18 protein-coding genes are annotated in these 24458 nt (G+C 66.8%); 5 read left to right on the forward strand and 13 right to left on the reverse strand.

Annotated features, from left to right (window positions below):
* Positions 1-9: 9 nt before the first annotated feature.
* Positions 10-924: a LysR family transcriptional regulator gene (locus AC56LU_RS17035; protein WP_497176803.1), complete on the reverse strand. Its 915-nt coding sequence runs from the start codon at positions 922-924 to the stop codon at positions 10-12.
* Between the two features lie 116 nt (positions 925-1040).
* On the opposite strand from AC56LU_RS17035, the gene AC56LU_RS17040 reads away from it, so the two are divergent.
* A complete protein-coding gene (locus AC56LU_RS17040) occupies positions 1041-1433 on the forward strand; it encodes a RidA family protein (protein WP_497176804.1) in 393 nt (130 codons plus the stop codon).
* On the opposite strand, the gene AC56LU_RS17045 is transcribed toward AC56LU_RS17040, so the two are convergent.
* Both AC56LU_RS17045 and queC read right to left on the reverse strand, forming a co-directional pair.
* The gene (locus AC56LU_RS17045) at positions 1405-1959 is read right to left on the reverse strand and encodes a hypothetical protein (RefSeq protein ID WP_497176805.1); all 555 of its coding nucleotides are present in this window, start codon (positions 1957-1959) and stop codon (positions 1405-1407) included. The two genes, AC56LU_RS17040 and AC56LU_RS17045, sit on opposite strands and share 29 nt — an antisense overlap.
* Positions 1960-1969: 10 nt before the next feature.
* Positions 1970-2680: a 7-cyano-7-deazaguanine synthase QueC gene (queC, locus tag AC56LU_RS17050; protein WP_497176806.1), complete on the reverse strand. Its 711-nt coding sequence runs from the start codon at positions 2678-2680 to the stop codon at positions 1970-1972.
* Between the two features lie 137 nt (positions 2681-2817).
* On the opposite strand from queC, the gene AC56LU_RS17055 reads away from it, so the two are divergent.
* From AC56LU_RS17055 to AC56LU_RS17065, 3 genes are read left to right on the forward strand one after another with little or no spacing between them, the layout of a single operon-like run.
* A complete protein-coding gene (locus AC56LU_RS17055; RefSeq protein ID WP_497176807.1) occupies positions 2818-4701 on the forward strand; it encodes an autotransporter assembly complex protein TamA in 1884 nt (627 codons plus the stop codon).
* On the forward strand, positions 4701-9143 hold the full coding sequence (locus AC56LU_RS17060) for a translocation/assembly module TamB domain-containing protein (RefSeq protein ID WP_497176808.1): 4443 nt from the start codon (positions 4701-4703) through the stop codon (positions 9141-9143). The genes AC56LU_RS17055 and AC56LU_RS17060 overlap by 1 nt, the downstream gene beginning before the upstream one ends.
* Positions 9144-9159: 16 nt before the next feature.
* Positions 9160-9699 carry a hypothetical protein gene (locus AC56LU_RS17065; protein ID WP_497176809.1) on the forward strand — a complete coding sequence of 180 codons (540 nt, stop codon included), beginning with the start codon at positions 9160-9162 and terminating at the stop codon, positions 9697-9699.
* Between the two features lie 5 nt (positions 9700-9704).
* Here AC56LU_RS17065 and AC56LU_RS17070 read toward each other — a convergent pair whose 3' ends face one another.
* The 5 genes from AC56LU_RS17070 to AC56LU_RS17090 all read right to left on the reverse strand — a co-directional run bounded on the left by AC56LU_RS17070 (position 9705) and on the right by AC56LU_RS17090 (position 15668).
* On the reverse strand, positions 9705-10565 hold the full coding sequence (locus AC56LU_RS17070; RefSeq protein ID WP_497176810.1) for a formate/nitrite transporter family protein: 861 nt from the start codon (positions 10563-10565) through the stop codon (positions 9705-9707).
* Positions 10562-12142, reverse strand: coding sequence for an aspartate:alanine exchanger family transporter (locus AC56LU_RS17075; RefSeq protein WP_497176811.1), 1581 nt, complete (start codon positions 12140-12142; stop codon positions 10562-10564). Before AC56LU_RS17075 ends, AC56LU_RS17070 begins: the two co-directional genes overlap by 4 nt.
* A 13-nt stretch (positions 12143-12155) precedes the next feature.
* The gene (gene pflA / locus AC56LU_RS17080; RefSeq protein ID WP_497176812.1) at positions 12156-13019 is read right to left on the reverse strand and encodes a pyruvate formate-lyase-activating protein; all 864 of its coding nucleotides are present in this window, start codon (positions 13017-13019) and stop codon (positions 12156-12158) included.
* Positions 13020-13043: 24 nt separating this feature from the next.
* A complete protein-coding gene (gene pflB / locus AC56LU_RS17085; RefSeq protein WP_497176813.1) occupies positions 13044-15305 on the reverse strand; it encodes a formate C-acetyltransferase in 2262 nt (753 codons plus the stop codon).
* Positions 15306-15485: 180 nt separating this feature from the next.
* Positions 15486-15668, reverse strand: a complete 183-nt coding sequence (locus AC56LU_RS17090; protein WP_497176814.1) for a hypothetical protein — start codon at positions 15666-15668, stop codon at positions 15486-15488.
* Between the two features lie 132 nt (positions 15669-15800).
* Here AC56LU_RS17090 and AC56LU_RS17095 point away from each other — a divergent pair, with 132 nt between their 5' ends.
* On the forward strand, positions 15801-16319 hold the full coding sequence (locus AC56LU_RS17095) for a CcdC protein domain-containing protein (RefSeq protein WP_497176815.1): 519 nt from the start codon (positions 15801-15803) through the stop codon (positions 16317-16319).
* 8 nt (positions 16320-16327) lie between these two features.
* On the opposite strand, the gene AC56LU_RS17100 is transcribed toward AC56LU_RS17095, so the two are convergent.
* The 5 genes from AC56LU_RS17100 to AC56LU_RS17120 form a co-directional block, all read right to left on the reverse strand.
* Positions 16328-18409: a catalase gene (locus tag AC56LU_RS17100; RefSeq protein ID WP_497176816.1), complete on the reverse strand. Its 2082-nt coding sequence runs from the start codon at positions 18407-18409 to the stop codon at positions 16328-16330.
* Between the two features lie 198 nt (positions 18410-18607).
* The gene (locus AC56LU_RS17105) at positions 18608-21430 is read right to left on the reverse strand and encodes an ATP-binding protein (protein WP_497176817.1); all 2823 of its coding nucleotides are present in this window, start codon (positions 21428-21430) and stop codon (positions 18608-18610) included.
* Positions 21431-21438: 8 nt separating this feature from the next.
* Positions 21439-22140, reverse strand: coding sequence for a hypothetical protein (locus AC56LU_RS17110; RefSeq protein WP_497176818.1), 702 nt, complete (start codon positions 22138-22140; stop codon positions 21439-21441).
* On the reverse strand, positions 22133-23515 hold the full coding sequence (locus tag AC56LU_RS17115; RefSeq protein WP_497176819.1) for a hypothetical protein: 1383 nt from the start codon (positions 23513-23515) through the stop codon (positions 22133-22135). The genes AC56LU_RS17110 and AC56LU_RS17115 overlap by 8 nt, the downstream gene beginning before the upstream one ends.
* 166 nt (positions 23516-23681) lie before the next feature.
* Positions 23682-24443 carry a DUF3108 domain-containing protein gene (locus tag AC56LU_RS17120; RefSeq protein ID WP_497176820.1) on the reverse strand — a complete coding sequence of 254 codons (762 nt, stop codon included), beginning with the start codon at positions 24441-24443 and terminating at the stop codon, positions 23682-23684.
* Positions 24444-24458 lie beyond the last annotated feature (15 nt).

The raw sequence follows: 24458 nt of genomic DNA on the forward strand, positions 1-24458 counted from the left end.
AACTCAACATTAATCGCGATGCGTGCCGACCGGCGCGTGCTGCGCCATCAGCTCCACGATCCAGTCGATGAACACGCGCAGTCCCTTGCCGAGGTAGCGGTTGGGCGGATACGCCACGTAGAGCGGCATCGGGTCGATGCGCCAGTCGGCGAACAGGCGCACCAGGGCGCCGTTCGCCGCATGTTCGCGGGCCATGTAGTCGGGCAGCCACAGCACACCCATGCCGGCCAGTCCTGCGGTCAGGTAGGCGTTGCCGTCGTCGATCGCCAGCACGTAGCGCCCCTGTATCTTGACGGTCGCGCCGCCGCGGTGCATGGCGAACGGCAGGCCGTTGGTCCAGCGGTAGCGCACGATACGGTGGTGAGAATCGTGCAACTCGAGCGGATGCGCCGGCGTGCCGGCCTGCGCAAGGTAGGACGGCGCCGCGTACACGCCCAGCTGCAGGTCGCCGACGTGGCGCGCCACCAGCGATTCGTCGGTGATCCTGCCGCCGCGCACCACGCAGTCGACGTTCTCGCCGATCAGGTCGACCTTGCGGTCGCTTGCGCCCAGGTCGAACTGGATCTCCGGGTAGCGCGCATGGAAGGCCGGCAGCGCCGGCACCAGGATCATGTTGGCGAAGGGACTGGGCACATCCACCCGCAGCAGGCCGCGCGGCGCCGGCGCCGAGCCGGGCAGGTTGTTCTCGATGTCTTCCAGGTCGGCCAGCAGGCGCACCACGCGCTCGTAATAGGCGGCGCCATCTAGCGTGACGTTGACCTTGCGCGTGGTCCGGTTGAGCAGCTTGAGGCGCAGGTGCGCTTCCAACTGCTGCACCAGTTGGGTAACGGTGGTGCGGTTCATGCCGAGCGTCTCGGCCGCCTTCGTGAAGCTCCCCGCTTCCACCACCCGCACGAAGGCGCGCATGCCGTCGAATCTGTCCACCGTAAGCTCCTCCTGATTATCAGGATTATACAAACAGTGTTGCAGCGATTCTCATGTTTATCGCAACAATCGATGGCGCTAAGCTGCTCGCATTACCCACCATGAAGGAGCAGCACATGAACGTTCGTGACGTCGTTTTCCCCGCCGGCCGCCAGGCCCTGTATGAAAAAAACCGCTATTCGCCGGCCGTGCGCTCGGGCGACCTGCTGTTCGTGTCCGGCCAGGTCGGCAGCCGCGAGGACGGCTCGCCCGAACCGGAACTCGATGCGCAGGTGCGAAAGGCTTTCGAGAACCTGAACGCCGTGCTGGCGGCGGCCGGCTGCAGCTTCGCCGACGTGGTCGACGTCACCATGTTCCTGGTCGACCCGGCATCGACCTTCGAGCGCATCTGGGAAGTGGCACGGCCGTACTGGGGCGAGGCGCCCTACCCCAACGCCACGGTGGTCGGGGTGACCTGGCTGTACGGCTTCCAGTTCGAGATCAAGGTGGTAGCCCGGATTCCCGGGTAAAGGCGGCGAGCCTGGCCGCCAGCAGCACGATCAGGGTCCCGGCCAGGTCGCCCACGAACATCACAAAGAAACCCAGGGGCTTGCCGTCGTCCTGCAGCAGGAACCAGAGATGGTGGAGCAGCGGACTGGCAAGCGCACAGCCGATCGCGCATACCAGCAAGCGCTCCGCGCCGAGGGTGCGCAGGGAGATGCGCGGGCCGAGTCTCCACTTTGCGAGGAGATATACCAGGTAGGGGCCGCCGGCGCCGGCGATCGTGCCGGCCCAGGCGCGCGCCACGTCTCCGGGAAAGTAATACCAGTAGCAGGCGAACCATCCGGTAATCAGCAAGCCCAGCGCGCCGGCCCCGCCGAACAACAGCACGCACAGCAGCCGGGTTCCGGCGGGGATGTAGATCCACCCAATGCCCTGCAAGAATTCGGCACGGCGAAAGAACACTTCATTCAGCACCATCACGCTGCCGTGGAGCAGAATCGCGCCCGCGACCATGTAAACAGTCGCGCGAAGCTGCGATGCCGGCTGCCCCATGCCCGGCCGCTCAGGCGGCCTTGCCAGCCACGTACTGCGCGTAGCCGCGCGCCCGCAGCGCGCAGGCCGGGCAGGTGCCGCAGCCGTGTCCCCACGGGTGCGCCGCGCCGCGCTCGCCCAGGTAGCAGGTGTGGGTGTCGAAGCGGATCAGGTCCACCAGCGCCTCGCCGCCGCACGCCTGGGCCAGCTGCCAGGTCTGGGCCTTGTCGATCCACATCAGCGGCGTCTCGACCTTCAGGTGGGTGGCCATGCCGAGGTTGAGCGCCACCTGCAGTGCCTTCATGCTGTCGTCGCGGCAGTCCGGGTAGCCCGAGAAATCGGTCTCGCACATGCCGCCCACCAGCACGTTCAGGCCGCGGCGGTAGGCCACGGTGGCAGCCACCGTCATGAACAGCAGGTTCCGGCCCGGCACGAAGGTGTTCGGCAGCCCGTTTTCCTGCATCGCGATGGCCACATTGCTGGTCAACGCGGTATCCGAAATCTTCGCGATCAGGGACAGGTCGATCATGTGGTCCTCGCCCAGCTTCGCATCCCAGGCCGGGTCCAGCCCCCGCATGTTGGCGAGCACCGTCGGCCGCACTTCCAGCTCGATGGCGTGGCGCTGGCCGTAGTCGAAGCCGATCGTCTCCACGCGCGCATAGCGCTGCAGCGCCCAGGCGAGGCAGGTGGTGGAATCCTGGCCGCCGCTGAAGAGGACGAGCGCGGTGTCGTTGGTTGTCATGATCGAGGTCCGAGAGCGGAAGAAACCGCGAATTCTGGCATAAAACGCCCGCTTGCGCGCAGCGATTGCCTGCTCTAGCGTCCGTCACCTTTTTTGCCAATCCGCTAAGATTGCCAGGAAACTTCTATCGGAGCGCTATGTTTCCTGCAAGACCGATCCCTAGCTACCTTCTTGGCCTGCGTCCCCTGCCCCGCCTGCTGGCGGGCGTCGGGGCAATGGTATTTGCCACGGCACTGCACGCCCAGAACGGTGCCCAGGGAATCGATTACCAGGTGCGCATCGAGGCTCCACGCCAGCTCGAGAAGATGCTCGAAGAGAATCTCGACCTGATGCGCTGGCGCGGCAATTCGCGCGTGGACATGGAACAGCTTCAGCGCCTGGTCAAGGAAGCCCCTGCCCAGGCCAAGACCTACATCGCCACCGAAGGCTATTACTCGCCCAAGATTTCCGCCGGGCTCGACACCGCTGGCGGGCGGCCGGTGGCGCGCCTCATCGTCGACCCCGGCCAGCCAACGGTCGTCAGCGACGTCGATCTGGTGCTGCAGGGCTTCGCCCCGATCGACGAGGGCAGCGCACCGTTCGACGCCGGCGCCCTGCGCCAGCGCTGGACGCTGCCCGTCGGCGCACGCTTCCGCCAGGAGGACTGGGAAGCCGCCAAGCGCGGCCTGCTGCGCGAGGTGGCGCAGACGCGCTTCCCGCGCGCGCGCCTGGTCGACACCAGCGCCACCGTCGATCCCGAAGAACGCAGCGCCAAGCTGCGCGTGGTCATCGACAGCGGCCCCGAGATGCGCTTCGGCGAACTGCGCATCCGCGGCCTGAAGCGCTACCCGCGCCAGGTCATCACCAACCTGAACAAGATCAGGCCGGGCGACCAGTACAGCGAGGCGGCCTTGAGCGCGCTGCAATCGAGCCTGCAGGACACGGGTTATTTCAGCAGCGTGGAGGTGAGCGCCGACATGCGCGCCGTGCTCAACGCCGAACTGCAGGAGCTGAAGGAAGGCGACGACGACCCCGACGCAGGGTCAGCTACCAGCGCCGCCACGCCGCAGCCGCCCACCGGGCCCACCGTGTTGCCGGTGCTGGTGCGCGTCACCGAGAACCTGCGCAAGAACGTCGAGGTCGGCGTCGGCTTCTCGACCGACACCGGCGGACGCCTGCAGGGCAGCTACGACGACCTGAACGTGTTCGGCAAGCGCATGAAGAGCGACCTGATCTACGAGCAGAAGCGCCAGACCGCGCGCGCCGACTTCTTCTGGCCGACCACCTCCAAGGGCTACAACGACAGCGTCGGCGCCGGCATCGAGCGCAACGACGTGCGCGGCGAGATCACCACCCTGGCCACGGTGGCCGCGCGGCGCCAGTGGGGCTCGCCGCTGCTCGAACGCAGCCTGACGCTCGAGGCGCTGGTAGAGAAGCGCGAAGTGCCGCCGAATCCGTCCACCAATACGCGCAGCCTGCCGCTCACCTACGCCATCACCAAACGCAAGCTCGACAGCCTGATCCAGCCGACCAACGGCTACGTGCTGCAGGGCCAGCTGGGCGGCGCGCTGCTGCCGATCCTGACCGACGAAAAATTCCTGCGCCTGTACCTGCGCGGACAGATGTTCAAGCCGCTCGGCGAAGCCGGCACTCTGATCCTGCGCGGCGAGTTCGGCGCGGTTGCGTCCAAGGAAAAGCTGGGCGTGCCGAGCACCTTCCTGTTCCGCGCCGGCGGCGACCAGTCGGTGCGCGGCTACGGCTACCGCGAACTGGGCGTGCGCGAAAACGGCGCCATCGTCGGCGGCAAGTACCTGGCGACGGCCAGCGCCGAGTACCAGTACTACTTCCGCCCGCCATGGGGCGTGGCCGTGTTCTACGACGTCGGCAACGCGGCCGACAAGGTCGGCGACCTGCAGCCGAAATCCGGCTTCGGCGTCGGCGCGCGCTGGCGCAGCCCTGTCGGCCCGATCAACGTCGACCTGGCCTATGGCCATGCCGTGAAAAAGGCGCGCCTGCACTTCTCCCTGGGATTCACGTTCTGATGGACACCAACGACAATTCACCGGCGCCAGCGCCGCCCTCGGCGAGCGCACCGCACAAGCGCCGCTGGCTGCGCCGCGTCGCCATCGGCGTGGTCGTGACCGGCGTGATCGTCGGCGGCACGCTCTGGTACCTGGGCCGCGAGACCACGCTGCAGATGATCGCGCAGAAGGTCGCGGCCTCCACCGGCGGCAAGCTGACGCTCACCGGCGTGCGCGGCTCGCTGTATGGCGCCATGACCATCGACCGCGTGGTCTGGCGCACCGACGAGCAGCTGGTCATCGCCAACAAGATCAAGCTGAACTGGTCGCCGGGGCAGATCGTCTCGCGCGGCATCCTGATCGATACGCTGCATGCGGCCAACCTGCGCGTCGAGACGCTCAAGGAAAGCGACGAGCCCTCGACCATGCCGGTCAAGCTGGCGCCGCCCTTCACCGTCTCGATCGACGATGCGCGCCTGAACCGCGCCACCTTCGTCAACAAGGGCGCGGAAACCCACATCGACAACATCCGCCTGCGCCTCGAAGGCAACAAGCAACGCTGGCAGGTACGCGACGCCGCCGCCGTGACGCCCTGGGGCGACGTGGCGGCTAGCGGCAGCATCGGCGCCCAGCGCCCGTTCAAGCTCGACGCCACCGCCAGCCTGACGCAGTCCCAGGCCAAGGCCGGCGCGAGAGCCGCCCAGCTGCGCCTGAAGGTCGGCGGCAACCTGGAGTACACCCTGGTCGACGCCAGCGGCCAGGCCGGCCGCGCGACCGGCGACGCCCATTTCGAGATCTCGCCCTACGCCGAGATCCCGCTGCGCGCGATGCGCATCAACGGCCGCAACGTCGACCCGGGCTTCTTCAACCCGGCGCTGCCGACCGCCGACCTGACGTTTGCCATCGCCGGCAAGCTGGACGCGAACCGCAACATCAGCGGCAGCGTCGGCATCACCAACGACGGGCCGGAAGGCACGATCGACCAGCAACGCCTGCCGCTGCGCAGCATGCGCGGCCAGCTGGGTGGCAACCTCAATGCGCTGCAGGTGTCCGACGTGCTGATGGATTTCGGCGACGCCGGGCGCTTCACCGGCATCGGCGGCGTCCAGCGCGGAAAGGACGAGGACGGCATCGGCACTGCACGCTTCACGCTGCATACCGACCGTTTCGACCTGAAGAAAATCTACTCCACCATGAAGCCCACAAGCATCCGCGGCGACATCCAGGTGACCAATACCGGCAACACGCAGACGCTGCAAGCGAACCTGGCCGACAAGGCCCTGCGCCTGGTCGCGCTGGCGACACTGGAAAACAATGTAGTGACGGTGCGCGAAGCGCGCATCTTGAGCGGCAGCAGCCGGGTGGACGTCACCGGCAGCATGAACCTGCTCGAGGACAAGGCCTTCAAGGCGAGCGCCAGCGCCAGCCGCTTCAACCCGGCCGATTTCGGCGACTTCCCGCAGGCCGACATCAATGCCAGCGTCAACGTGGCCGGCGCGCTGGCGCCAGCCTGGCGCGTGGATGCCGACTTCGCCGTGCGCCGCAGCCGCCTGCTGAACCAGCCGCTGTCGGGCGCAGGCAAGCTGCATGCCGACGCCAAGCGCATCAGCGGCATCGATGCCGACCTGGCGCTGGGCCAGAACACGGTCGCCCTGAACGGCGCCTTCGGCGCGGCCGGGGACAAGCTCGAATGGCGCCTCGACGGCCGCCAACTGTCGGCGGTGCGCAGCGATCTGTATGGCGCCGTTGTCGCAAGTGGCGTGGCGACCGGCACCATGGCAGCGCCGCGCACGACATTCGACGTGAACGCGAATGGCCTCGGCTGGGTCGCGGCCCAGCGCAAGAATGCGGGTGGCAACCTGCGCGCCAGCGGCGAAGCCTGGCTGGCCGGCGCCGAGGGCGCGCGCTTCGTCGAGGCGAAAATGCGCGGCGCGATGCAGCGCTTCAACCCGGCGGCCTTCGGCTCGCCGCTGGCCGGGTCGATCAATGGCACGTTCGACGCCAGCGGCCGCAGCGGCGCCGACTGGCGCGGTGCGCTCGACCTGCGCGTGCAGGATTCGACGCTGTCGAATTCGCCGCTGTGGGGCCACGCCAGGCTCACCGCCGATCGCCGTCACATCTCGAACGCCGACGTCGACCTGCACGTGGGCGCCAACGTGGTCGCGGCCAAGGGCAGCTTCGGCCTGGGTGCCGACCAGCTGGCCTGGCGCATCGATGCCCCGCAACTGGCGGCGCTCGGTCCCGACTTCGGCGGCGTGCTGCGCGGCCAGGGCACGCTCTCCGGCACCATGGACATGCCTTCGCTCACCGCCGCACTCGAAGGCCAGAACCTGCGCCTGCTGGGCGCCCACAGCATCCGCACGCTGCGCGCCAACGCCAACCTGGGCGCGGGCCGCGGCGCCCGCGACGCCCTGGCGAGCGACATCCAGATCACCGAGTACGTCAGTGGCGAAACCCGCGTCGCCTCGGCCAGCCTGAAAACCGAAGGCACGCGCGGCGCCCACACCCTGCGCGCCGCCGCCGTCGGCGAGGCCTTCGACGCCAACCTGGAAGTGCGCGGCGGCTGGACTGGCGACACCTGGAGCGGCACCTTGGCCGCCCTGCAGAACCGCGGCCGCTACGCGATGGCGCTGCAGGCGCCGGTCCCGCTGCGCATCAGCGGCGCCCCCGGCAGCGGCGTGATGGGCCTGGCCAAGCCGCAGAACATCGCCTTCAACGGCGCAGTGATCCGGCTGCCGGCCGGCAGCATTACGGTCGATTCGCTGGTCAAGAACGGCCCGCGCTGGGCCAGCCGCGGCCATGCGGACAACGTGCCCCTGACCTACCTGTCGCAGTTCTCCCCAGCCATCCGCGACAATGCGCGCGGCGACCTGACCCTGGGCGCAAGGTGGGAACTGGACCTGCGCACAGCCACCGCCACCGGCGGCGCCCCGGCGCTGGACGGCATGGTGCACGTATTCCGCGAAAAAGGCGACGTGATCGCCGGCGGCGACACCCCGGTGCCGCTGGGCCTGCGCAGCTTCGAAGCGCGCGCCGACGTGGTCGGCAGTTCCCTGCGCGTCGGCGTCAAGCTGGACGGCGCCCGCACCGGCAGCGCCACCGTCGACGCCACGGCGCAGCTGCTGCAGGGGCGCCTGGACCGCGACAGCCCGCTGCGATTGAGCGCCAATGCCAACATGGGCTCGATCGCCTGGCTGGCCTCGTTCGCGGGGCAGTCCGGTCTGGAACTGGACGGCGCGCTGCGCCTGGCCCTGACGGGCAGCGGCACCATCGGCACCCCGCGCCTGGACGGCAGCGTGCAGGGCGACAAGCTGGCGGTGCGCTGGCCGGAACAGGGCGTGCGCCTGCAAAACGGCGAACTGCGCGCAAGCCTCGCCGGCGACCAGCTGCAGCTGCAGCGCCTGTACTTCGAGGGCCGCCAGGGCAGCGCCTCGGCCGAAGGCTCGCTGCGCTTTTCCAGCGGCCTGGCCGCGGCCGACCTGCGCCTGACGCTGGACAAGCTGGAAGCGCTGTCGCGCCCGGACCGCACGGTGGTCCTCAGCGGCAAGGCCTCGCTGGTGCGCGACGCCGAGCGCTTCGCCATCGAGGGCAATGTGCGCGCCGACCGCGCCCTGATCGAATTCGCGCCGCAGGGCCGGCCGACCATGTCGGATGACGTCATCGTGCTGGGCCAGGGTGGCGCCCAGCCGCAGCCATCGAACCAGAAACAGGAACTGCCCCTGACCATCGACCTGCGCGCCGACCTGGGCGATGAATTCAGGCTGCGGGGCCTGGGCATCGACGCCACCCTGGCCGGTAATGTCCGCGTGCGCAAGGTCGGCGCCGGCGCGCCGCGCGTGAACGGCACCATTCGCGCGGTCGAGGGCGATTACGCCGCCTACGGCCAGAAGCTCGACATCCGGCGCGCGGTCATCACCTTCAGCGGCGCCTACGACAACCCGGCGCTCGACGTGCTGGCGGTGCGCGCGCAGCCCGAAGGCGAGCAGCTGTCGGAGACCAATGTGGAAGCCGGCGTGCAGGTGCGCGGCACGGCCCGCTCGCCGGAAGCGCGGCTGGTGTCGACGCCGAACGTGCCGGACAGCGAAAAGCTGTCCTGGCTGGTGCTCGGCCACGGCATGGAAGGCGCCAGCGGCAACGAGAAGGACGTGCTGGCGGCAGCCGCCGCCGCCCTGCTCGGCGGCAAGGGCGGCACCGGGGGCATTACCCAGAAGCTGGCCACCTCGCTCGGCGTCGACGAGCTGGGCTTGAGGCAGGCCGACGGCGGAAGCGGCGGCCTGGAGAGTACGGTGGTGACGGTCGGCAAGCGGATCTCGTCACGCACCTACCTCAGCTTCGAGCAGGGCGCGACCACGGCCTCGAGCCTGGTGCGCCTGCGCTACAAGTGGACGCCGAGGATCACGCTGCAGTTCCAGACCGGCACCAATACCGCGCTCGACGTGTTGTACTCGTGGGCGTTCGATTAATCCGAAGGAAAAACCGATGAAATATCTTGTCCCTGCCGCGCTCAGCCTGTCGCTGGTCTTCGCCGCCCCCCTGCATGCCGCCGCCCCTGCGCCCGCCACGCGGGCGGCGCTGCCCGCCCCAACGCACGTCCAGGCCGTGCAAAACCTGCTCAGCGCCATGCAGGTCGAAAAGGTATTGCGCGGCGTCGCGGCCCGCAGCCGCTACGGCAGCGATGCGCAGCGCCAGGCCGTGTTTGCCAAGCTCGACCGGACGCCGCCCGCGGAAGTCCATCGACGCATGGCGCCGGCGCTGGCGCCGGTCATCTCGCCCGAGACCGCGCTTGAAATGACCCGCTTCTACAACACGCCCTACGGCAAGCAGGTCATCCACCGGAAGTACAACAGCGGCTCGCAGATCATCATGGCGGGCATGAAGCCGGTCGTCCCGCCGGAAGAGAAAAAGGAGCGCAAGCGCGCCGCCTATGTCAATGCGAGCAAGCAGCTCGCGGACGCGGAGCCGATGATCGAGCGCGAAGCTTTCAAGCTTCTGCAACAGATCAGCAAGGAAAAGCGCTAAGCGCTCTAAGGGCGCTCGCCCCTGGTGGACAGACCGCGGACGTAAATCAGGTAGTACACCAGCCCGACCAGCACCCCGCCGCCGACGGCATTCCCGAGCACGACGGCGGCGAGATTGTGCGCCATCGCGGCTGCCATCGCCGCGTCGGGGGCAGGTGCGAGCAGCAGGGCCATCGAGAAGAAGTACAGGTTGGCGACGCTGTGCTCGAAGCCTGCGGCAATGAAGGCGGAGATCGGAAACAGCAGCGCGACCACCTTGTCGACCACGCTGCGCCCCGCCATGCTCATCCAGATCCCGAGGCACACCAGTGCGTTGCACAGCACGCCCCTGAAAAACGCGGTCCAGAACGGCAGCGAGGCCTTGCCGGCGGCAATGCTCAGGTAGGCCTGTCCGACCGCACCATCGTTCATGGCGGCGTGTCCGGCGAGGTAGACCAGCAGCGCCAGCCCGATGGCGCCGGCCAGGTTGCCGAACAGGACGATGGTCCAGTTGCGCAGAACCTGGCTGGTCGTGATCAGCCCGTGCGCCCTGGCCATGACCAGCAAGTTGTTGCCGGTGAAGAGTTCGGCGCCGGCCACCACGACCATGATCAGCCCGATGCTGAACACGCCGCCGCCCAGCACCTGCCTGGCCGCGAAACCGAGGGTGGGATCGGAACGCACGATGACGTAATACAGCGCGCCCAGTCCGATGAAGGCGCCGCCCAGCATGGCGAGCATCACTTGCGGCAGCAGCGGCAGGCCCGCCTTCTTGACCCCGCTTTTCCTGACCAGGGTGGCGACCTCCTGGGGCGAATATGCATCGAAAGTGAACAGCGGCGCCCCCCGGGTCAGGGCGTCCTCGGCAGGCTGGCTGCGCTCGTTCATAGGATGAGCGCCGGGATCAGGTTGACGAACAATATCTTCACAATGGTCATGCCGGGGAAGATCATGGCGTAGCCGACGTCCGGCTGGTCGGTCGGCGCCAGCTTGTTGGCGTAGGCGAGGATTGCCGGGTTGCCGGTGGCGCCGGCGACGATGCCGGCCACTTCGTCGTAGGGCATCTTGAACACGAACAGCCCGATAACGAGTACCGGCAGCACCAGGGCCAGCACGGCGACCGTGGCCAGGCCCAGCATCAGGAAGCCGGTGGCCGAGACCGTGGCGGCGAACTTCGGCCCGGCCGACATGCCGACCTGCGCCAGGAACAGCGTCAGCCCGAGGTTGCGCATGACCAGGTTGGCCGACAGCGGGATGGTCCAGTTGACGCGGCCGGTGCGGCGCAGCTTGCCCAGCACCAGCGCGGCGATCAGGACCCCTGCCAGGCCGAAGCTGACCTTGCCCAGCCCCGGCATGGTGATGCTGACGAGGCCGATGATGATGCCGAGCGCCATGCCCAGGCCGATCGAAATGTAGCTGAATTCGGCTGTGGCCTTGATCGAGTCGCCGAAATACTTGCGCAGCGCCGCGAAGTCGTCGCGCTTGGCCAATACCCCCACCCGGTCACCGGTCTCGAGCACCAGGTCGCGGCTGGGCAGCATGTCGGCGTCGCCGCGCCGCACGTGCGCCACCAGCGACCCGGCGCCGCCCGGCAGGGAAAGTTCGCCGAGCCGGTGGCCGACCACCGCCGGCTTGGAAGCAAACAGGCGGATATAGTCCATGTCGCTGCGGTCGTCGCTGATGCGGCCGGGCGCCTCCTCGCCCAGGTCGATGCGCAGGCGGTCGAGGGCTTCGTGGTCGGGCCCGGTGGCGAGCACCACGTCGTCCTCGCCGATGATGATGTCGGGCGAGGCCGGCAGGTTGTGATTCAAGTGCCGCAGGGCGACGATCTGGACCCCGGCGGGCAGCGTGGTCATCACTTCGCCGAGCTTCCTGCCGATGTGCGCCGGATTGCGCAGGGCGATCTCGAGCAACTCGAGGTTGGCGCTTTTCTGCTCGATCTTGGGCTTCATGAACATGAAGGTGAGATACAGGATCAGGATCGGGACCGCCACCCCGAAGGGGTAGGCGACCGAGTAGCCCACCGCCGCATCGTTGTTGCCGAGCGTGGTGATGGCCGCCTGCAAGGTGGCCGTGCTGGTGCCGGCGCCGGCGAACAGGCCGAGCGCATGGCCGGGCGTGACCAGCTGGATGAACATCACGCTGACCACGCCCGCCAGCAGCACCCCGGTGAGCGCCATGGTGTTCGCCTTGAGCCCTTTCATGCTGCTCAGGCCAATGAAGAACTGCTTGCCGTACTGGATGCCGATGGCATACAGGAACATCGCCAGGCCCAGCGTGCCGACCATGGGCGACGGCGCCGACTTCGGCGCGAACCAGCCGATGGCGAGCGCGACGAACAGCACCGCGCCCACGCCCAGGGAAAATCCCTTGAGGTTGATTTCGCCGACCAGGTAGCCAAGTGCGATGGTGAGGAACAAGGCCATCAACGGCTGCTGCTCAAGCAAATTCTTCACGAATTCCATGTTCGTCCTCCCCTCAATAGACCGTCAGTCCGCGGCTGCGGAACTGCCCGCGCACCCGCTCCGTCAGTTCCGGCTCGGGCGGCTCGACGTCTTCCATCTGGTAGTCGAGGCCGAGCTTGTGCCACTTGTCGCGGCCCATCTGGTGAAAGCGCAAGATCTCCACCCGCTCCAGCGACCTGATCCCGGCGGCGATGTCGGCCACTTTTTCCACGTTGTCCCAGTCATCGGTCAGGCCAGGCGCCAGCACGAAGCGCACCCAGGTCGGGCGCCCGAGCTCGGACAGCCGCCTGGCGTAGTCGAGCGTCGGCTGCAAGGGGTGGTTGGTCACTTTCTCGTAGGTCGCCGGATCGCCGGACTTGATGTCCAGCAGGTTCAGGTCGATCTGCATCAGGTCGTCGTCGCTCAGACGGGCGCCGAGGCGCCCGGCGGTGTCGATGCAGGTATGCAGGCCGAGTTGTTTGCAGCGCCGGAAGATCTGCATCATGAAGGCCTTCTGCACCATCGGTTCGCCGCCCGACAGCGTGATGCCGCTGCGGCTGGCCTTGAGCACCTGCGCGTATTTCGTAATTTCCTGCATGGCGCGCCCGACCGTCACCTGGCGGCCGTTGAGCTTGTGCCAGGTGTCCGGGTTGTGGCAGTACTGGCAGCGCAGCAGGCAGCCCGACAAAAAGGCGACGAAGCGCAGCCCCGGGCCGTCTACCGCGCTCCCCACCTGCCACGAGTGCACGTAGCCGATCATGTCGTCACCCTCTTGCTCCTCTTCGAGGTCGGACGCCTGGACGGCGTAGAAATGATGAGCCTTCACCTCGTCGGCGCCCTGGCGGGTCAGGTGAAACTCGAAGGGACTCCCGGAGAGCGATGGCTGGTGGTGGCTCATGATGGCCTCCTCAAGAATGGCCGTCTACATGGTGCCGTGGAAGGTGCGGTTGATCACGTCGAGCTGCTGTTCCTTCGTGAGCTTGATGAAATTGACTGCATAGCCGGACACACGGACGGTGAGCTGCGGGTATTTATCGGGATGCGCCATCGCGTCCTCCAGCGTTTCGCGATTGAGCACGTTGACGTTGATGTGGAAGCCGCCGCTGCCGAAGTAGGCGTCCAGCGCATCAGTTCCGCGCTTGACCTGCTCGTCCTCCGGGCCCAGCGCGGTCGGCACCACCGACAGCGTGAGCGAGATGCCGTCCTCGGCGTCGTCGTAGGGAATCTTCGCCACCGACATCAGGGTCGCCATCACGCCGTGGGTATCGCGTCCGTTGGACGGATTGGCGCCCGGCGCGAACGGGTCGCCCTTCCGGCGTCCGTCCGGGGTGCTGCCGGTACCCTTGCCGTACACGACGTTCGAGGTAATGGTCAGCACCGACTGGGTATGCACGGCATTGCGGTAGGTCGGGTAGCTGCGGATCTTGTTCATCATCGTCGTCACCAGCATGGTGGCGATCTCGTCCGCACGCGCGTCGTTGTTGCCGTAGCAGGGGAACTCGCCCTGGACATCGAAATCGACCATCAGTCCGCGCTCGTCCCGGATCGGCCGCACCTGGGCATACTTGATGGCCGACAGGCTGTCGGCTGCGTGCGACAGGCCGGCGATGCCGCAGGCCAGCGTGCGCAGCACATCGCGGTCGTGCAGCGCCATCTCGATCGCTTCGTAGCAGTACTTGTCGTGCATGTAGTGGATGACGTTGAGCGCGTTGACATAGGTCTGGGCCAGCCAGTCGAGCATCGGGTCCAGGTGCGCCATGACGTCGTCATAGTCGAGCACGCTTGACGTGATCGGGGCCAGCGCCGGCCCGATCTGCTCGCCGCTCAACTCGTCGCGACCGCCGTTGAGCGCGTACAGCATGGTCTTGGGCAGGTTGACGCGCGCGCCGAAGAACTGCATCTGCTTGCCCAGCCGCATGGCCGACACGCAGCAGGCGATGGCGCAGTCGTCGCCCCATTTCGGGCGCATCAGGTCGTCGGACTCGTACTGGATCGCGCTGGTGTCGATCGAGGTCTTGATCGCGAAGCGCTTGAAGCCCTCCGGCAGGCGCAGCGACCAGAACACGGTGAGGTTCGGCTCCGGCGCCGGGCCCAGGTTGTAGAGCGTCTGCAGCATGCGAAACGCGGTCCTGGTCACCAGCGTGCGGCCGTCCTCGCTCATACCGCCCAGGGTCTCGGTCACCCACACCGGGTCGCCTGAGAACAGCGCGTTGTATTCCGGCGCGCGCAGGAAACGCACGATGCGCCATTTGATGACCAGGTCGTCGATGATCTCCTGGGCCCCCTCCTCGGTGAGCATGCCGTCGCGCAGGTCGCGCTCGAAGTAGACGTCGAGGAAGCTCGACAGCCGGCCGGCCGACATCGCCGCGCCGTTCTGCTGCTTGATCGCGCCCAGGTAGCCGAAATAAGTCCATTGCACCGCCTCGCGCGCATTCGCCGCGGGCGCGGAAATATCATGGCCGTAGCGCTGCGCCATCTCCTTGAGTTCTTCGAGCGAGCGGATCTGTTCGGACAGTTCCTCGCGCAGGCGGATCACCTCCTCGGTCGAATGGCGGTCGTCCAGTTCGCCTTTCTCGCGCTGCTTGTCGCCGATCAGGAAGTCGACGCCGTACAGCGCGACCCGGCGGTAGTCACCGATGATGCGCCCGCGTCCGTAGGCATCGGGCAGGCCGGTAACGATATGCGAGGAACGGGCCCGCCTGATCGCCGGCGTATAGGCGTCGAACACGCCGTCGTTATGGGTCTTGCGGTATTTGCTGAAGATCTCGCCCAGCAGCGGGTCGGGCGTGTAACCGTAGGACTTGAGGGCGGCCTCGACCACGCGCCAGCCGCCGAAGGGCATGATGGCACGCTTGAGCGGCGCGTCGGTCTGCAGGCCGACGATGATCTCGTTATCCTTGTCGATGTAGCCCGGCTCGTGCGCCACGATGCTGGATGGCACCTGCGATACGTCGAGCACGCCCTTTTCGCGTTCCTGGGCAATCAGCGGCACCAGCTTCTGCCATAGGGCCTTGGTGCGCTCGGTGGGGCCGGACAGGAAGCCGCCGTCTCCCTCGTAGGGTGTGTAGTTGTGCTGGATGAAGTCGCGCAGGTTGATGCGGTCCTGCCAGACGCCGGGCAGGAAGCTGGCCCATGCGCCCGAGGATTTCTGGTTCTGAAGCTTGAAGTCGACCTTGACGTCCATGATGTCCTCCGTAGTCTGCGGGAGGGACGTCCGGCGACGACGCAGGGACTCCTTGGCCTGCGTTCGCCCTGCTCAGCGATTCAATGGAGGCGAGAAGTGGTAACAACGGCGGCAAGCGACCCAACCCGAACCCAGCCTACGTCGGCAAGAATAGCGGGTCTATTAGACCTTGGTCTTATGCTAGTGGAAGACGCTGGGCTTCGGATCCGGCACCGGCTCTTCATGCTGTGGTGTATGGCTGTGGCCTGGCTGGTGATGGGGATGCGGCGCATCGAACGGCTCCGGCGCCGGTTCCTCGATCGGGAGCGGGTCGGGGGCACGGTGCGCCCTGATGGGAAAATCGGCGGGCAGGACGGCGTTCATGGCGGGGATCTCGGTGAGAAAATCGGAATGAATACCTTACCATGAGGCGATTGACAACGCCGTTCGCAAGCTTCTCGCGTGCGGCCCAAGCCGCCTCCATTACAATGTCGGGCCCGGACAACTCATTGCACCATGGATATCTCGATCACCACCCTCGCCCTGCTCGTCCTGACGCCCGTGCTGGTCTGGCGCGTCTACCAGCGCATCAAGGCCCAGATGGCGCGCCAGCGCTCGATCGTCTCGCGCCACTACACCGGCGTGCTGGTGTTTGCCGCCCTGGCCGTGGTGCCGGCCACGCAGCTGCTGGACAGTCCCACTAACCTGGGGGCGCTGGCAGTGGGGACCTTGTTCGGGATCGGGTGGAGCGTGTGGGGCTTGAAGCGGACCCGCTTCGAGGATACGCAGCAGGGCTACTTCTTCACGCCGCCGGCGCGGCTGGGCATTCTGTTCGCGATGATCCTGGTGGCGCGCATCCTCTACATCGGCGTGGAGATCTATGCGAACCAGGGCAAGGGAATTCCGGCGCCAAGGCTGTCGGACAGTCCGCTGACCATGCTGTGCGTGGGATTGACGGCGGGGTATTTCGGCTGGTTCTCGGCGGGACTGCTGCGCTGGCGACGCCAGCTGCGCAAGGCAGTCGACGTCGCCTGAGCCCGGCGTCAAGCCAGGATACGCACCCCCGCTTCGCGGTCCCAGTGGCGGGTACCGGCCGCGGCGACCAGTTCCTTGGCAGCGGACACGGCCAGGACACCCGCATCCGGCTGGATGCCGGCGATACGCAGCAGTCCGGCTGCCCCGTCGTCATGCGCAATGGTCTTCAGGTGGCCGAACGCGTCGCGCACGAAATCGATCGCCGCCGCCTCGCTCTCCAGCATCTTGCCGCCCTCTTCCGACAGCACCAGCGCGACCGCGTCGAACAGCACCGACGGGGTGCCGGCCAGCTGGCCGTCGGCCGCCTGCATGCTGCCGTCGCTCAGGCGCGCGCCGCCCACCTTGGGCGCCACCAGCCTGACCTTCATGCCCGCCGCTTCGGCGGCCTCGCGCAGCGCCTTGATGGCGGCCGCGTCGGAGCCGTCGGCAAACAGGATGCCCAGGCTGCGGCCCTGCGGCGAACCGGTCATCTTGCCGACGATCTGCAGCGCCGGCGACGCCGGCAAATCCTGCACCGGCGCGGCGGCCGGTGGCGCCGGCGGCAATGCCGTCATGCCGAGCCCGTCGGCCACGCGCTGGGCCAGCGACTCCTCGATATGGCGCAGGTGGCCGACCATGGCTTCGCGAATGTGCACGTGCTCGACCTTCGACAGCTCGAACACCAGCGCCGAGGCCAGGTGGGCCTGTTCGATGCCGGTCTGGCTGATGAAGAACTGGCGCGCCTGGCTGTAATGGTCGGCGAAGCTCTCCGGACGCACGCGCCCCTTGCTGCCGCTATCGGCCGGCGTGGCGTGGCTGCGGAAACCGCGGACCGGGTCTTCGCGCGGCGAGCTCGGGTCGAGCGAGCTGGGTTCATAGCTGACCCGGCCCTTGGGTACCTGCATCTGCATGTGACCGTCGCGCTGGTGGTTGGCGAACGGGCACTTCGGCGCATTGATGGGCAACTGGTGGAAATTCGGCGAACCGAGTCGCGACAGCTGGGTGTCGAGGTAGGAGAACAAACGGCCCTGCAGCAGCGGATCGTTGCTGAAGTCGATGCCGGGCACGACATTGGCCGGACAGAACGCGACCTGCTCGGTCTCGGCGAAGAAGTTGTCCGGGTTCCTGTCGAGCACCATGCGGCCGACCACGGTCAGCGGCACCAGTTCTTCCGGGATCAGCTTGGTCGCGTCCAGGTGGTCGAAGGGGAAGCCCTCGGCCTGTTCCTCGGTGAACAGCTGCACCGCCAGCTCCCATTCCGGATACTGGCCCGCCTCGATGGCTTCGTACAGGTCGCGCCGGTGGTAGTCCTGGTCGGCGCCGGCGATCTTGACGGTCTCGTCCCAGATGGTGGATTGCAGGCCCAGTTTCGGGCGCCAATGGAACTTGACGAAGGTGGATGCTCCTTTGTCGTTAATCAGCCGGAAGGTATGCACGCCAAAGCCCTCCATCATCCGCAGCGAGCGCGGGATGGTGCGGTCCGACATGGCCCACATGATCATATGCATCGACTCGGGCGTGAGCGAAATGAAATCCCAGAACGTATCGTGGGCCGCGGTCGCTTGCGGGAAGCCGCGGTCCGGCTCCATTTTCACCGAATGCACCAGGTCAGGGAACTTCATCGCGTCCTGAATGAAGAACACCGGGATATTGTTGCCCACGAGGTCCCAGTTGCCTTCCTTGGTATAGAACTTGACCGCGAAGCCGCGCACGTCGCGCGGCGTGTCGATCGAACCGCTGCCGCCTACCACCGTGGACAGGCGGGTGAAGATCGGCGTGCGGACGCCGACTTCGTTCAGGACGCGCGCCGTGGTGTAGTCGCCCAGCGAGTGGGTCAGCTCGAAATAGCCGTGCGCACCGGCGCCGCGCGCATGGACGATGCGTTCCGGGATGCGTTCGTGATCGAAGTGCATCATCTTCTCGCGCAGCACGAAGTCTTCCAGCAAGGTGGGGCCACGCAGCGCGGGTTTCAGGGAATTCTGGTTGTCGGCGACCACGATACCCTGGTTGGTGGTCAGCGGCGGATGGTCGCCGCCGGCGTGCTGGTGCAGTTCACCGCCCTCGCCCGTCTGCGAGGTTGGCTGGGAGACCTTCGGCGTGGTACCTGACATGACTGGATCCTTTGATGGCCTGGATGAGGCAACAATGCTGGGTTGGGAAATAAGGGTAAGTGTCGCCGGGCACATGGGAAAAATGTGGGCGAACTCAAGCATTTACCTTACCAGAATGGCTGCGCGACCACCGTTCGATGCCGTGCGACATCCGTCATTGCACAGCCGTAAAAAAGGGAGCCCGTGGCTCCCTTTCTCTTACGCGGCCTTTGCCTCGTCCTTCCGCCTCTGCAGCACGAAGATCGGCTGCGCCCACTGCATGTCCTTCTTCTTCTTGCTGGTGATCAAGGTCAGCTCCGACGGATCGTACACGTCCGTATTGTGCGTCAGCGGCGTCGTCATCAGGTACTGGGCGTCGGTGTTCTTCAGGAACTCACCCACCAGCTGGATGTTACGGATGTCCAGGTGCGCGAACGGTTCGTCGATGAACACGAAGCCGCCCGAGCCTTCTTCCGATTTCAGCAGGCCAATGAGCAAGACCAGCGACTTCATCACCTGCTGCCCGCCCGAGGCTTCGCCGTCGTTCATGCCGATCTGGTCCTTGCCGTCGAACTTGAAGCGCACGTGCAGGCCGGCCTGGGCCAGCTGCACGTCGTCGTTCTCCAGGCGTACCGGGTCGGCCTGCACGTCGATGCCGGCCAGTTCGCCCAGCTCCTTGATGTTTTTGGAGTAGGTCTTGATCGTGTAGCGCAGGCGCTCGATGTAGGCGCCGCGCGCGTTGGCGGTGGCTTCGATCGCGCGGTTGTTCTGGTAGCGGCGCTCCTCGGTTTCGGATTGGCGGCCGGACAGCTGGTCGTTCAGGCGCTGGTACTGGTCGATGACCGTGCCGTCCTGTTCCCAGTCCTCGCGCCCCAAGGAGTGCTCGAGCGTCGACAGGCGCAGGTTGACCTGATGCGCATTCTGGTGCTTGGCCACGAGGGCACCGCGCCAGCCGGCGTTCTTCCAGTTCTTCGGCACGTGGCGCCAGCCCTTGCGCAACTCCAGCAGCGCCTTGGCGTGTTCAAGCCGCTGCTCGATGGTGCGGCGGTTGTTCAGGCGCATGCCGGCTTCCGCTTCGGACAGCGCCATGCGCGCGTTCTGCCACACGGTGTCGGCACGGGTGCGCGCCACCGTCGCGTTCTTGGTCAGCATCGACAGCTCGCCCAGGCGCGCGCCCACTTCCAGGCGCTCGGCCTTGAGCGGTGCAAGCGCGCGCGTGGCTTCCTCGAACTCGGCCTGGCGCGCCGCCAGTTCCTTGGCGGCGTCCACGCCGGCGATGCGGCCCTTGAGCGCGCCCACTTCGGCGGCGAGCTTGCTGATCGCCAGGGTCAGCGCGTCTTCCTGCGCTTCCAGTGAAGGCAGCGACTTCTGGATCGCTTCCAGGCGCTGGGTCTTGCCGGCCGAACCGAAGCGGTAGCGCGACGGCTCGACGAACAGCGAGCGGCCGCCGCGGCGTTCGCGGTGGTAGGCGTCCGGCGTGATCCATTCGTCCGCATCCGCCTTGAAGCCGGCGTCCACCGACTCCACCCGATCGATGCGCTCGAGCTGGTCGATCAGCCAGCCCGGCGCCTTGCCGGAGAAGCGCACCACCGACAGCAGGCTGCTGTCCTTGACCACCGGCGCCTCGACGCAGTCGGGCACGATGAAGTGGCGGTAGCGCTCCTTCTCGGCCAGGCGGTAGGCCGCCGGCGCATCCTTGGCTTTCTCGAGCAGCACGACGGACGCATAACCGCCCAGCACACCCTCGACCGCGCCCTGCCACTTCGGATCGGTGACTTCGACGATGTCCGACAGCATGGCGTGGGCGATGCCCTCGTCGCGCAGTGCGCGGCGCATCTGGCGCTGGGCTTCCGGCTCCGGCATCGCGCTCTTGCCCTGCAGCGCCGAGATGGTGGCCAGCTCGCCCGCGATCTTCGCCGCGACGTTGTCGCGCGCGCCCTTCTGCTTGGCCAGCTCGGCTTCTTTTTCGTTCAGCTGGTTGGCCACCGCGGCCAGGTCGGCGCCCGCGTCCGCGGCCAGCTTCTGCAGGCGCTCCTTCTGTTCGAGCAGGCTTTCCAGCGGTTTCAGTTTCTGGTTGACCTGGGTGAGGCGGCCGGCCAGTTCGCCCGCTTCCGCCTCCAGCGCGGTTTCCTGCTTCTGCGCCTCGGTCAGGGCGCGCTGCTGGCTTGCCAGCTGCTGGCGCTTCTCGGCCAGGATCGAGTCGGCGGCCAGCAGCGGCTTGCGCGCTTCCTTGAGGTTGCGGCTGATGACGCCGGCCTTCTCGCGCGCTTCAATGTACTCGAGCGCCGGCAGCACTTCTTCACCCAGGGCCCGCTTTTCCTTGTGCAGGTCTTCCCACTGGTGGTAGTTGGCCACGCGCAGGCGCAGGCCTTCCAGGTTGATGCGCGAGGTTTCCAGCTCCGCCTCGAAGCGCTTCAGTTCCGTCTCGGTGTCGCGCTGGTGGCGCTTGGCTTCGTCGTAGGCGTCCAGCACTTCCTTGTCGCCGAAGACCTGGAACACCAGGTCGAGCAGCTGGCGCGGCGCGTATTCGCACAGCTTGTCCGTCTCGCCCTGCTCCAGCGCCAGCACCTTCGACATCGCCGGCGACAGGCCGGCCGAGGCCAGGCGCTTCTTGTAGTTCTCGACGCCCAGCCAGTCGGTGGCTTCGGTGACTTCCTCGATCTCGACGTTCCCCGGACGCATCAGGTACTGGCGCTTCCAGTCGCCGCCGTTCTTCTGCACCTGGCAGAACAGGGTCACTTCGTCGTCGGCGAAGAAGCCCGAATGGCGGAACGGGCGGTTCGACAGCTGTTTGCCGACCGGCTTGTTGTCGACCACGGCGCGCAGCCAGGCGCTCTGCTGGCCCGAGTGGCGCGCGTAGTGTTTATAGGTGCGGCCCATCGAGCAGTCCAGGCCGAACAGGGTGCGCATCGCGTCCAGTAGCGTGGTCTTGCCGGAACCGTTCTGGCCGGCGATCGTGATGATCTTGGCGTCCAGCGGGATGTTCTTGATCCGCTGCCAGTAATCCCAGTGGACCAGTTCGAGTGATTTGATGTGGAACATGGACTACCTCAGTTTGGGGTTTCTTCGTCAGCGGCTTCGACAACGGCATCATTGGCGGCATCGATCTTCCTGGGAGCCGCCGCCAGCGGTGCGCGCTTGAACACTTCGGCCAGCGCGCCGTTGATGATGCGTTCCTTCAGTACGTCGGTGTCCATCATCAGGTCCAGCAGCGGGCCTTCCAGGATCACGTCGCCGCGGCGCTCGATGAAGCCGAGCTTGGAGAGCACGCCCAGGTTCATGTCCATGCGGGTCTTCTTGCCCAGCTTGTCGCCGAAGTCGGACAGCAGCGCGGTGTAGGAGATGCCGATCGAGGTGTCCTCGGCGCGCGGGATCGGCGCGTCCTGGCCGAACATGTCGGTCTGGTCGTCGGCCACCGTGACGTGGGTCTCCTGGCGCTCGCGCTTCGGCAGGATGATCTGCGCCCACAGCACCACCAGCAGGGCCACGCCGTCGCGGGTCAGGCCGAAGTTGTTGTTCTGCCAGATGTCCTTGGCGCCGAAGATCTTCGGCTCGACATTGCGGTGCAGCGCGATCGTCACGTGGTCGGCATACACGTTGTCGAGCAGCTTCATGCCGCATTCCAGCAGGCGCTTGTCGACTTCGATGCGGAACTGCTCGTCCGACAGCGCGCGCTTGACCATCTTGTCGTCGCGGCGCAGGGTCTGGTGCGTCAGCAGGCGCCCGATCAGGATTTGTGCGTCGTCATTCATCTTGCGTACCGCTTTCAGGATTCAGTGAGAGGGAGGCGATCGACATCGCCGCCACTTCCGGATCGTCGAGCTGGATCATGGCGTCCTGCGTCTCGAACTTGACCGGCAGGCGCGCCAGCTCGGCGGTCGCGCCCTGCAGGTTGGCCTCGGCGGCGTCGCCCAGCAGCGGCAGCAGCGAGGCTCTATACGAAGCCACCGCGAAGCTGGCCGGCAGCAGGGACTCGTGCAGCGCGACCTTCTTCGGGCCGCTCTCCGAGAATTCGGGGAAGTTGCCCAGGTTGGCGAAGTCGGCCAGCTTGTTGATCCAGTCGTTCAGTTCGGCCTGCATGGCCGGGTTGTCATTGATGCTCAAGGGAGCATCCTGGCCGGTCGGCAGTCCTTTCGGGCCGGTCGACACCACGCGCTCGAGCAGCAGCTCGGTCTCGGCCACGTCGATCATCTCGGCCGGCGTGCCGAACAGCGGCACCACCGGACGGTCGATCGCCTCCGAAGCCAGGCTGGCCAGGTCGTCGTGGGCCAGCAGCCAGCGTTTCACGTCGGTGGTCGACAGGCCGGACTGGCCCAGGTGCACGCGCTGGCGCTCGATCTGGTTCAGGGCGCGCGAGAACATGCCCTGCATGTTCAGCAGCGCGCTCTGGGCGCGGCCGATCGCCTGGGCCGCCTTGTGGGTGGCCGAATCGGCGCTTGGGTCCATCGTGATGGCGCGCAGGATGACCGACCCCTTCTCCACCCAGTCGCAAGCCATGTGCCATTTCGCCTGCGAGGTGCGCAGGCGGAATTCGGAGCCCGAGGCGATCGCGTCGCGGAATTCCTCGGTCAGCTCCACCAGGCGGCCCAGCAGGTGGCGCAACTGCTCCACCGTGACTCCTCCCACGGCCTGGGCGCCGGCCACCTGCGACAGCAGGAAGCCCATCTCGGCGTCGTCTTCTTCCGGCTTGGCCAGCGCAATCAGCGTGTCCAGTGCCGACAGCACGTTGCGCGCCAGCGGCGTGATGCGGTAGACCGCGGCCGGGGCGTCCCAGGCCAGCAGTCCGTGGCCACGCAGGCGGTTCAAGACCGTCTCCAGGCTTTCCGCGGTCAGGTAGGCCAGCTTGTTGTTGATGTCGGCGCGCGAAAAGCTTGATGCGCCGGTGTCGCTGGCCAGCTCGCGCAGCACCAGCAGGCGCACCAGCACGCCGTCCTGGGTGCCGTGGAACAGGGCCGTGAAGGCCGACAGCATGGGCTGGGCGCGCTTGAGGTGGTAGACCTGTTCGATTTCGTCGGGCGCAACGCCGCTCTGGAAGTGCGCCTGCAGCGGGTCGTCTTCCTGGGGAATCTCTTGGGCTGCAACGCGGGAATCTACGGCGAGCGCCGCGCCGGCAAGGTGGTCGATCATATAAGTACCGTTCTCTGGCGCAGACCGGCTGAGCCGGTCCGCGGGGGCGCCAGTATAACAGTTTAGGATCGGCAACTAGCAGCCTTGCAGGCAGGTCAATGCAGGAAAGACACACCCGCCCTTTGCCTTAAAAGCAAGACAATGTTGCATAAACGTGACATCCAGCTCAGCGTTTTGTCACAGTATTCAGTGTTTGCTCGATCTGTTCCTTGTCGCCGTCGGCATAGCGCAGCTTGACCGGATACCACTCGTGCTGCGGCGCCAGCCAGACCTCGAGTACCTGGTCCTTCTTGTCATGTACCGGCTGGCGCGCCACCAGCACCGCCTCGACTTCGCCCAGGCCGGTGCGCACTTTTTCGCGCCTGACGACCTTGAACACCCAGGTTTCGGCATCGCGCCGGCCGGCAACAAAAAACGGCCACGCGGAGCCCGGCCTGAACTGGTCGCCGGCGCCGCGCGCCACGGCGGCCAGCTGCCAGGTGATCGAGACGCGGTCCTGTTCGCCGCCCTTGAGCGGATAGACCTGCTTGCCCTCGCTGAAGCGCAGCGCCTTCGCCTCGCGGTCGAAGGTGGCCGTGGTCGGGTCCTTGCGCATGCGCTTTTCGATGAATTCGGCGGGAGCCAGGCCGAAGGCGTCGATCGTACCGCTGCTGCGGTCTTCGGTGATGGTGCCCAGCAGCGGCAGCTTCGACTCGGCCCTGACGGCGTATTTGCCGTCGCCGGCGCGCCAGCTGACGATCGCTTCGCCCTTCAGGCTGAAGCCGCGCTGGCGCGCCTGCAGTTCGTAGTGCAAATCGGCCGAGGGCGGCAGCTCGAACGGGCGCTTGATCGCAGCCGGGGCGGCCGGCGCATCGAGCGCACAGGCCGAGCCCATGAGCAGCGCCAAGGCCAGGCCGCAGCAGACAGGTCGTACGGAGATTGCTTGCATAGTCCCTTGCATCAT

This window comes from Telluria sp. PB2R4, assembly GCF_059685695.1.

Bases quoted from the DNA above. Each gene is read 5' to 3' on its own strand.
- pflA (WP_497176812.1), bottom strand. From the start codon at position 13,019: ATGAGCCACCACCAGCCATCGCTCTCCGGGAGTCCCTTCGAGTTTCAC.
- AC56LU_RS17090 (WP_497176814.1), bottom strand. From the start codon at position 15,668: ATGAACGCCGTCCTGCCCGCCGATTTTCCCATCAGGGCGCACCGTGCC.
- AC56LU_RS17065 (WP_497176809.1), top strand. From the start codon at position 9,160: ATGAAATATCTTGTCCCTGCCGCGCTCAGCCTGTCGCTGGTCTTCGCC.
- AC56LU_RS17110 (WP_497176818.1), bottom strand. From the start codon at position 22,140: ATGAATGACGACGCACAAATCCTGATCGGGCGCCTGCTGACGCACCAG.
- queC (WP_497176806.1), bottom strand. From the start codon at position 2,680: ATGACAACCAACGACACCGCGCTCGTCCTCTTCAGCGGCGGCCAGGAT.
- pflB (WP_497176813.1), bottom strand. From the start codon at position 15,305: ATGGACGTCAAGGTCGACTTCAAGCTTCAGAACCAGAAATCCTCGGGC.
- AC56LU_RS17060 (WP_497176808.1), top strand. From the start codon at position 4,701: ATGGACACCAACGACAATTCACCGGCGCCAGCGCCGCCCTCGGCGAGC.
- AC56LU_RS17055 (WP_497176807.1), top strand. From the start codon at position 2,818: ATGTTTCCTGCAAGACCGATCCCTAGCTACCTTCTTGGCCTGCGTCCC.
- AC56LU_RS17105 (WP_497176817.1), bottom strand. From the start codon at position 21,430: ATGTTCCACATCAAATCACTCGAACTGGTCCACTGGGATTACTGGCAG.
- AC56LU_RS17070 (WP_497176810.1), bottom strand. From the start codon at position 10,565: ATGAACGAGCGCAGCCAGCCTGCCGAGGACGCCCTGACCCGGGGGGCG.
- AC56LU_RS17045 (WP_497176805.1), bottom strand. From the start codon at position 1,959: ATGGGGCAGCCGGCATCGCAGCTTCGCGCGACTGTTTACATGGTCGCG.
- AC56LU_RS17100 (WP_497176816.1), bottom strand. From the start codon at position 18,409: ATGTCAGGTACCACGCCGAAGGTCTCCCAGCCAACCTCGCAGACGGGC.
- AC56LU_RS17115 (WP_497176819.1), bottom strand. From the start codon at position 23,515: ATGATCGACCACCTTGCCGGCGCGGCGCTCGCCGTAGATTCCCGCGTT.
- AC56LU_RS17075 (WP_497176811.1), bottom strand. From the start codon at position 12,142: ATGGAATTCGTGAAGAATTTGCTTGAGCAGCAGCCGTTGATGGCCTTG.
- AC56LU_RS17040 (WP_497176804.1), top strand. From the start codon at position 1,041: ATGAACGTTCGTGACGTCGTTTTCCCCGCCGGCCGCCAGGCCCTGTAT.
- AC56LU_RS17095 (WP_497176815.1), top strand. From the start codon at position 15,801: ATGGATATCTCGATCACCACCCTCGCCCTGCTCGTCCTGACGCCCGTG.
- AC56LU_RS17120 (WP_497176820.1), bottom strand. From the start codon at position 24,443: ATGCAAGCAATCTCCGTACGACCTGTCTGCTGCGGCCTGGCCTTGGCG.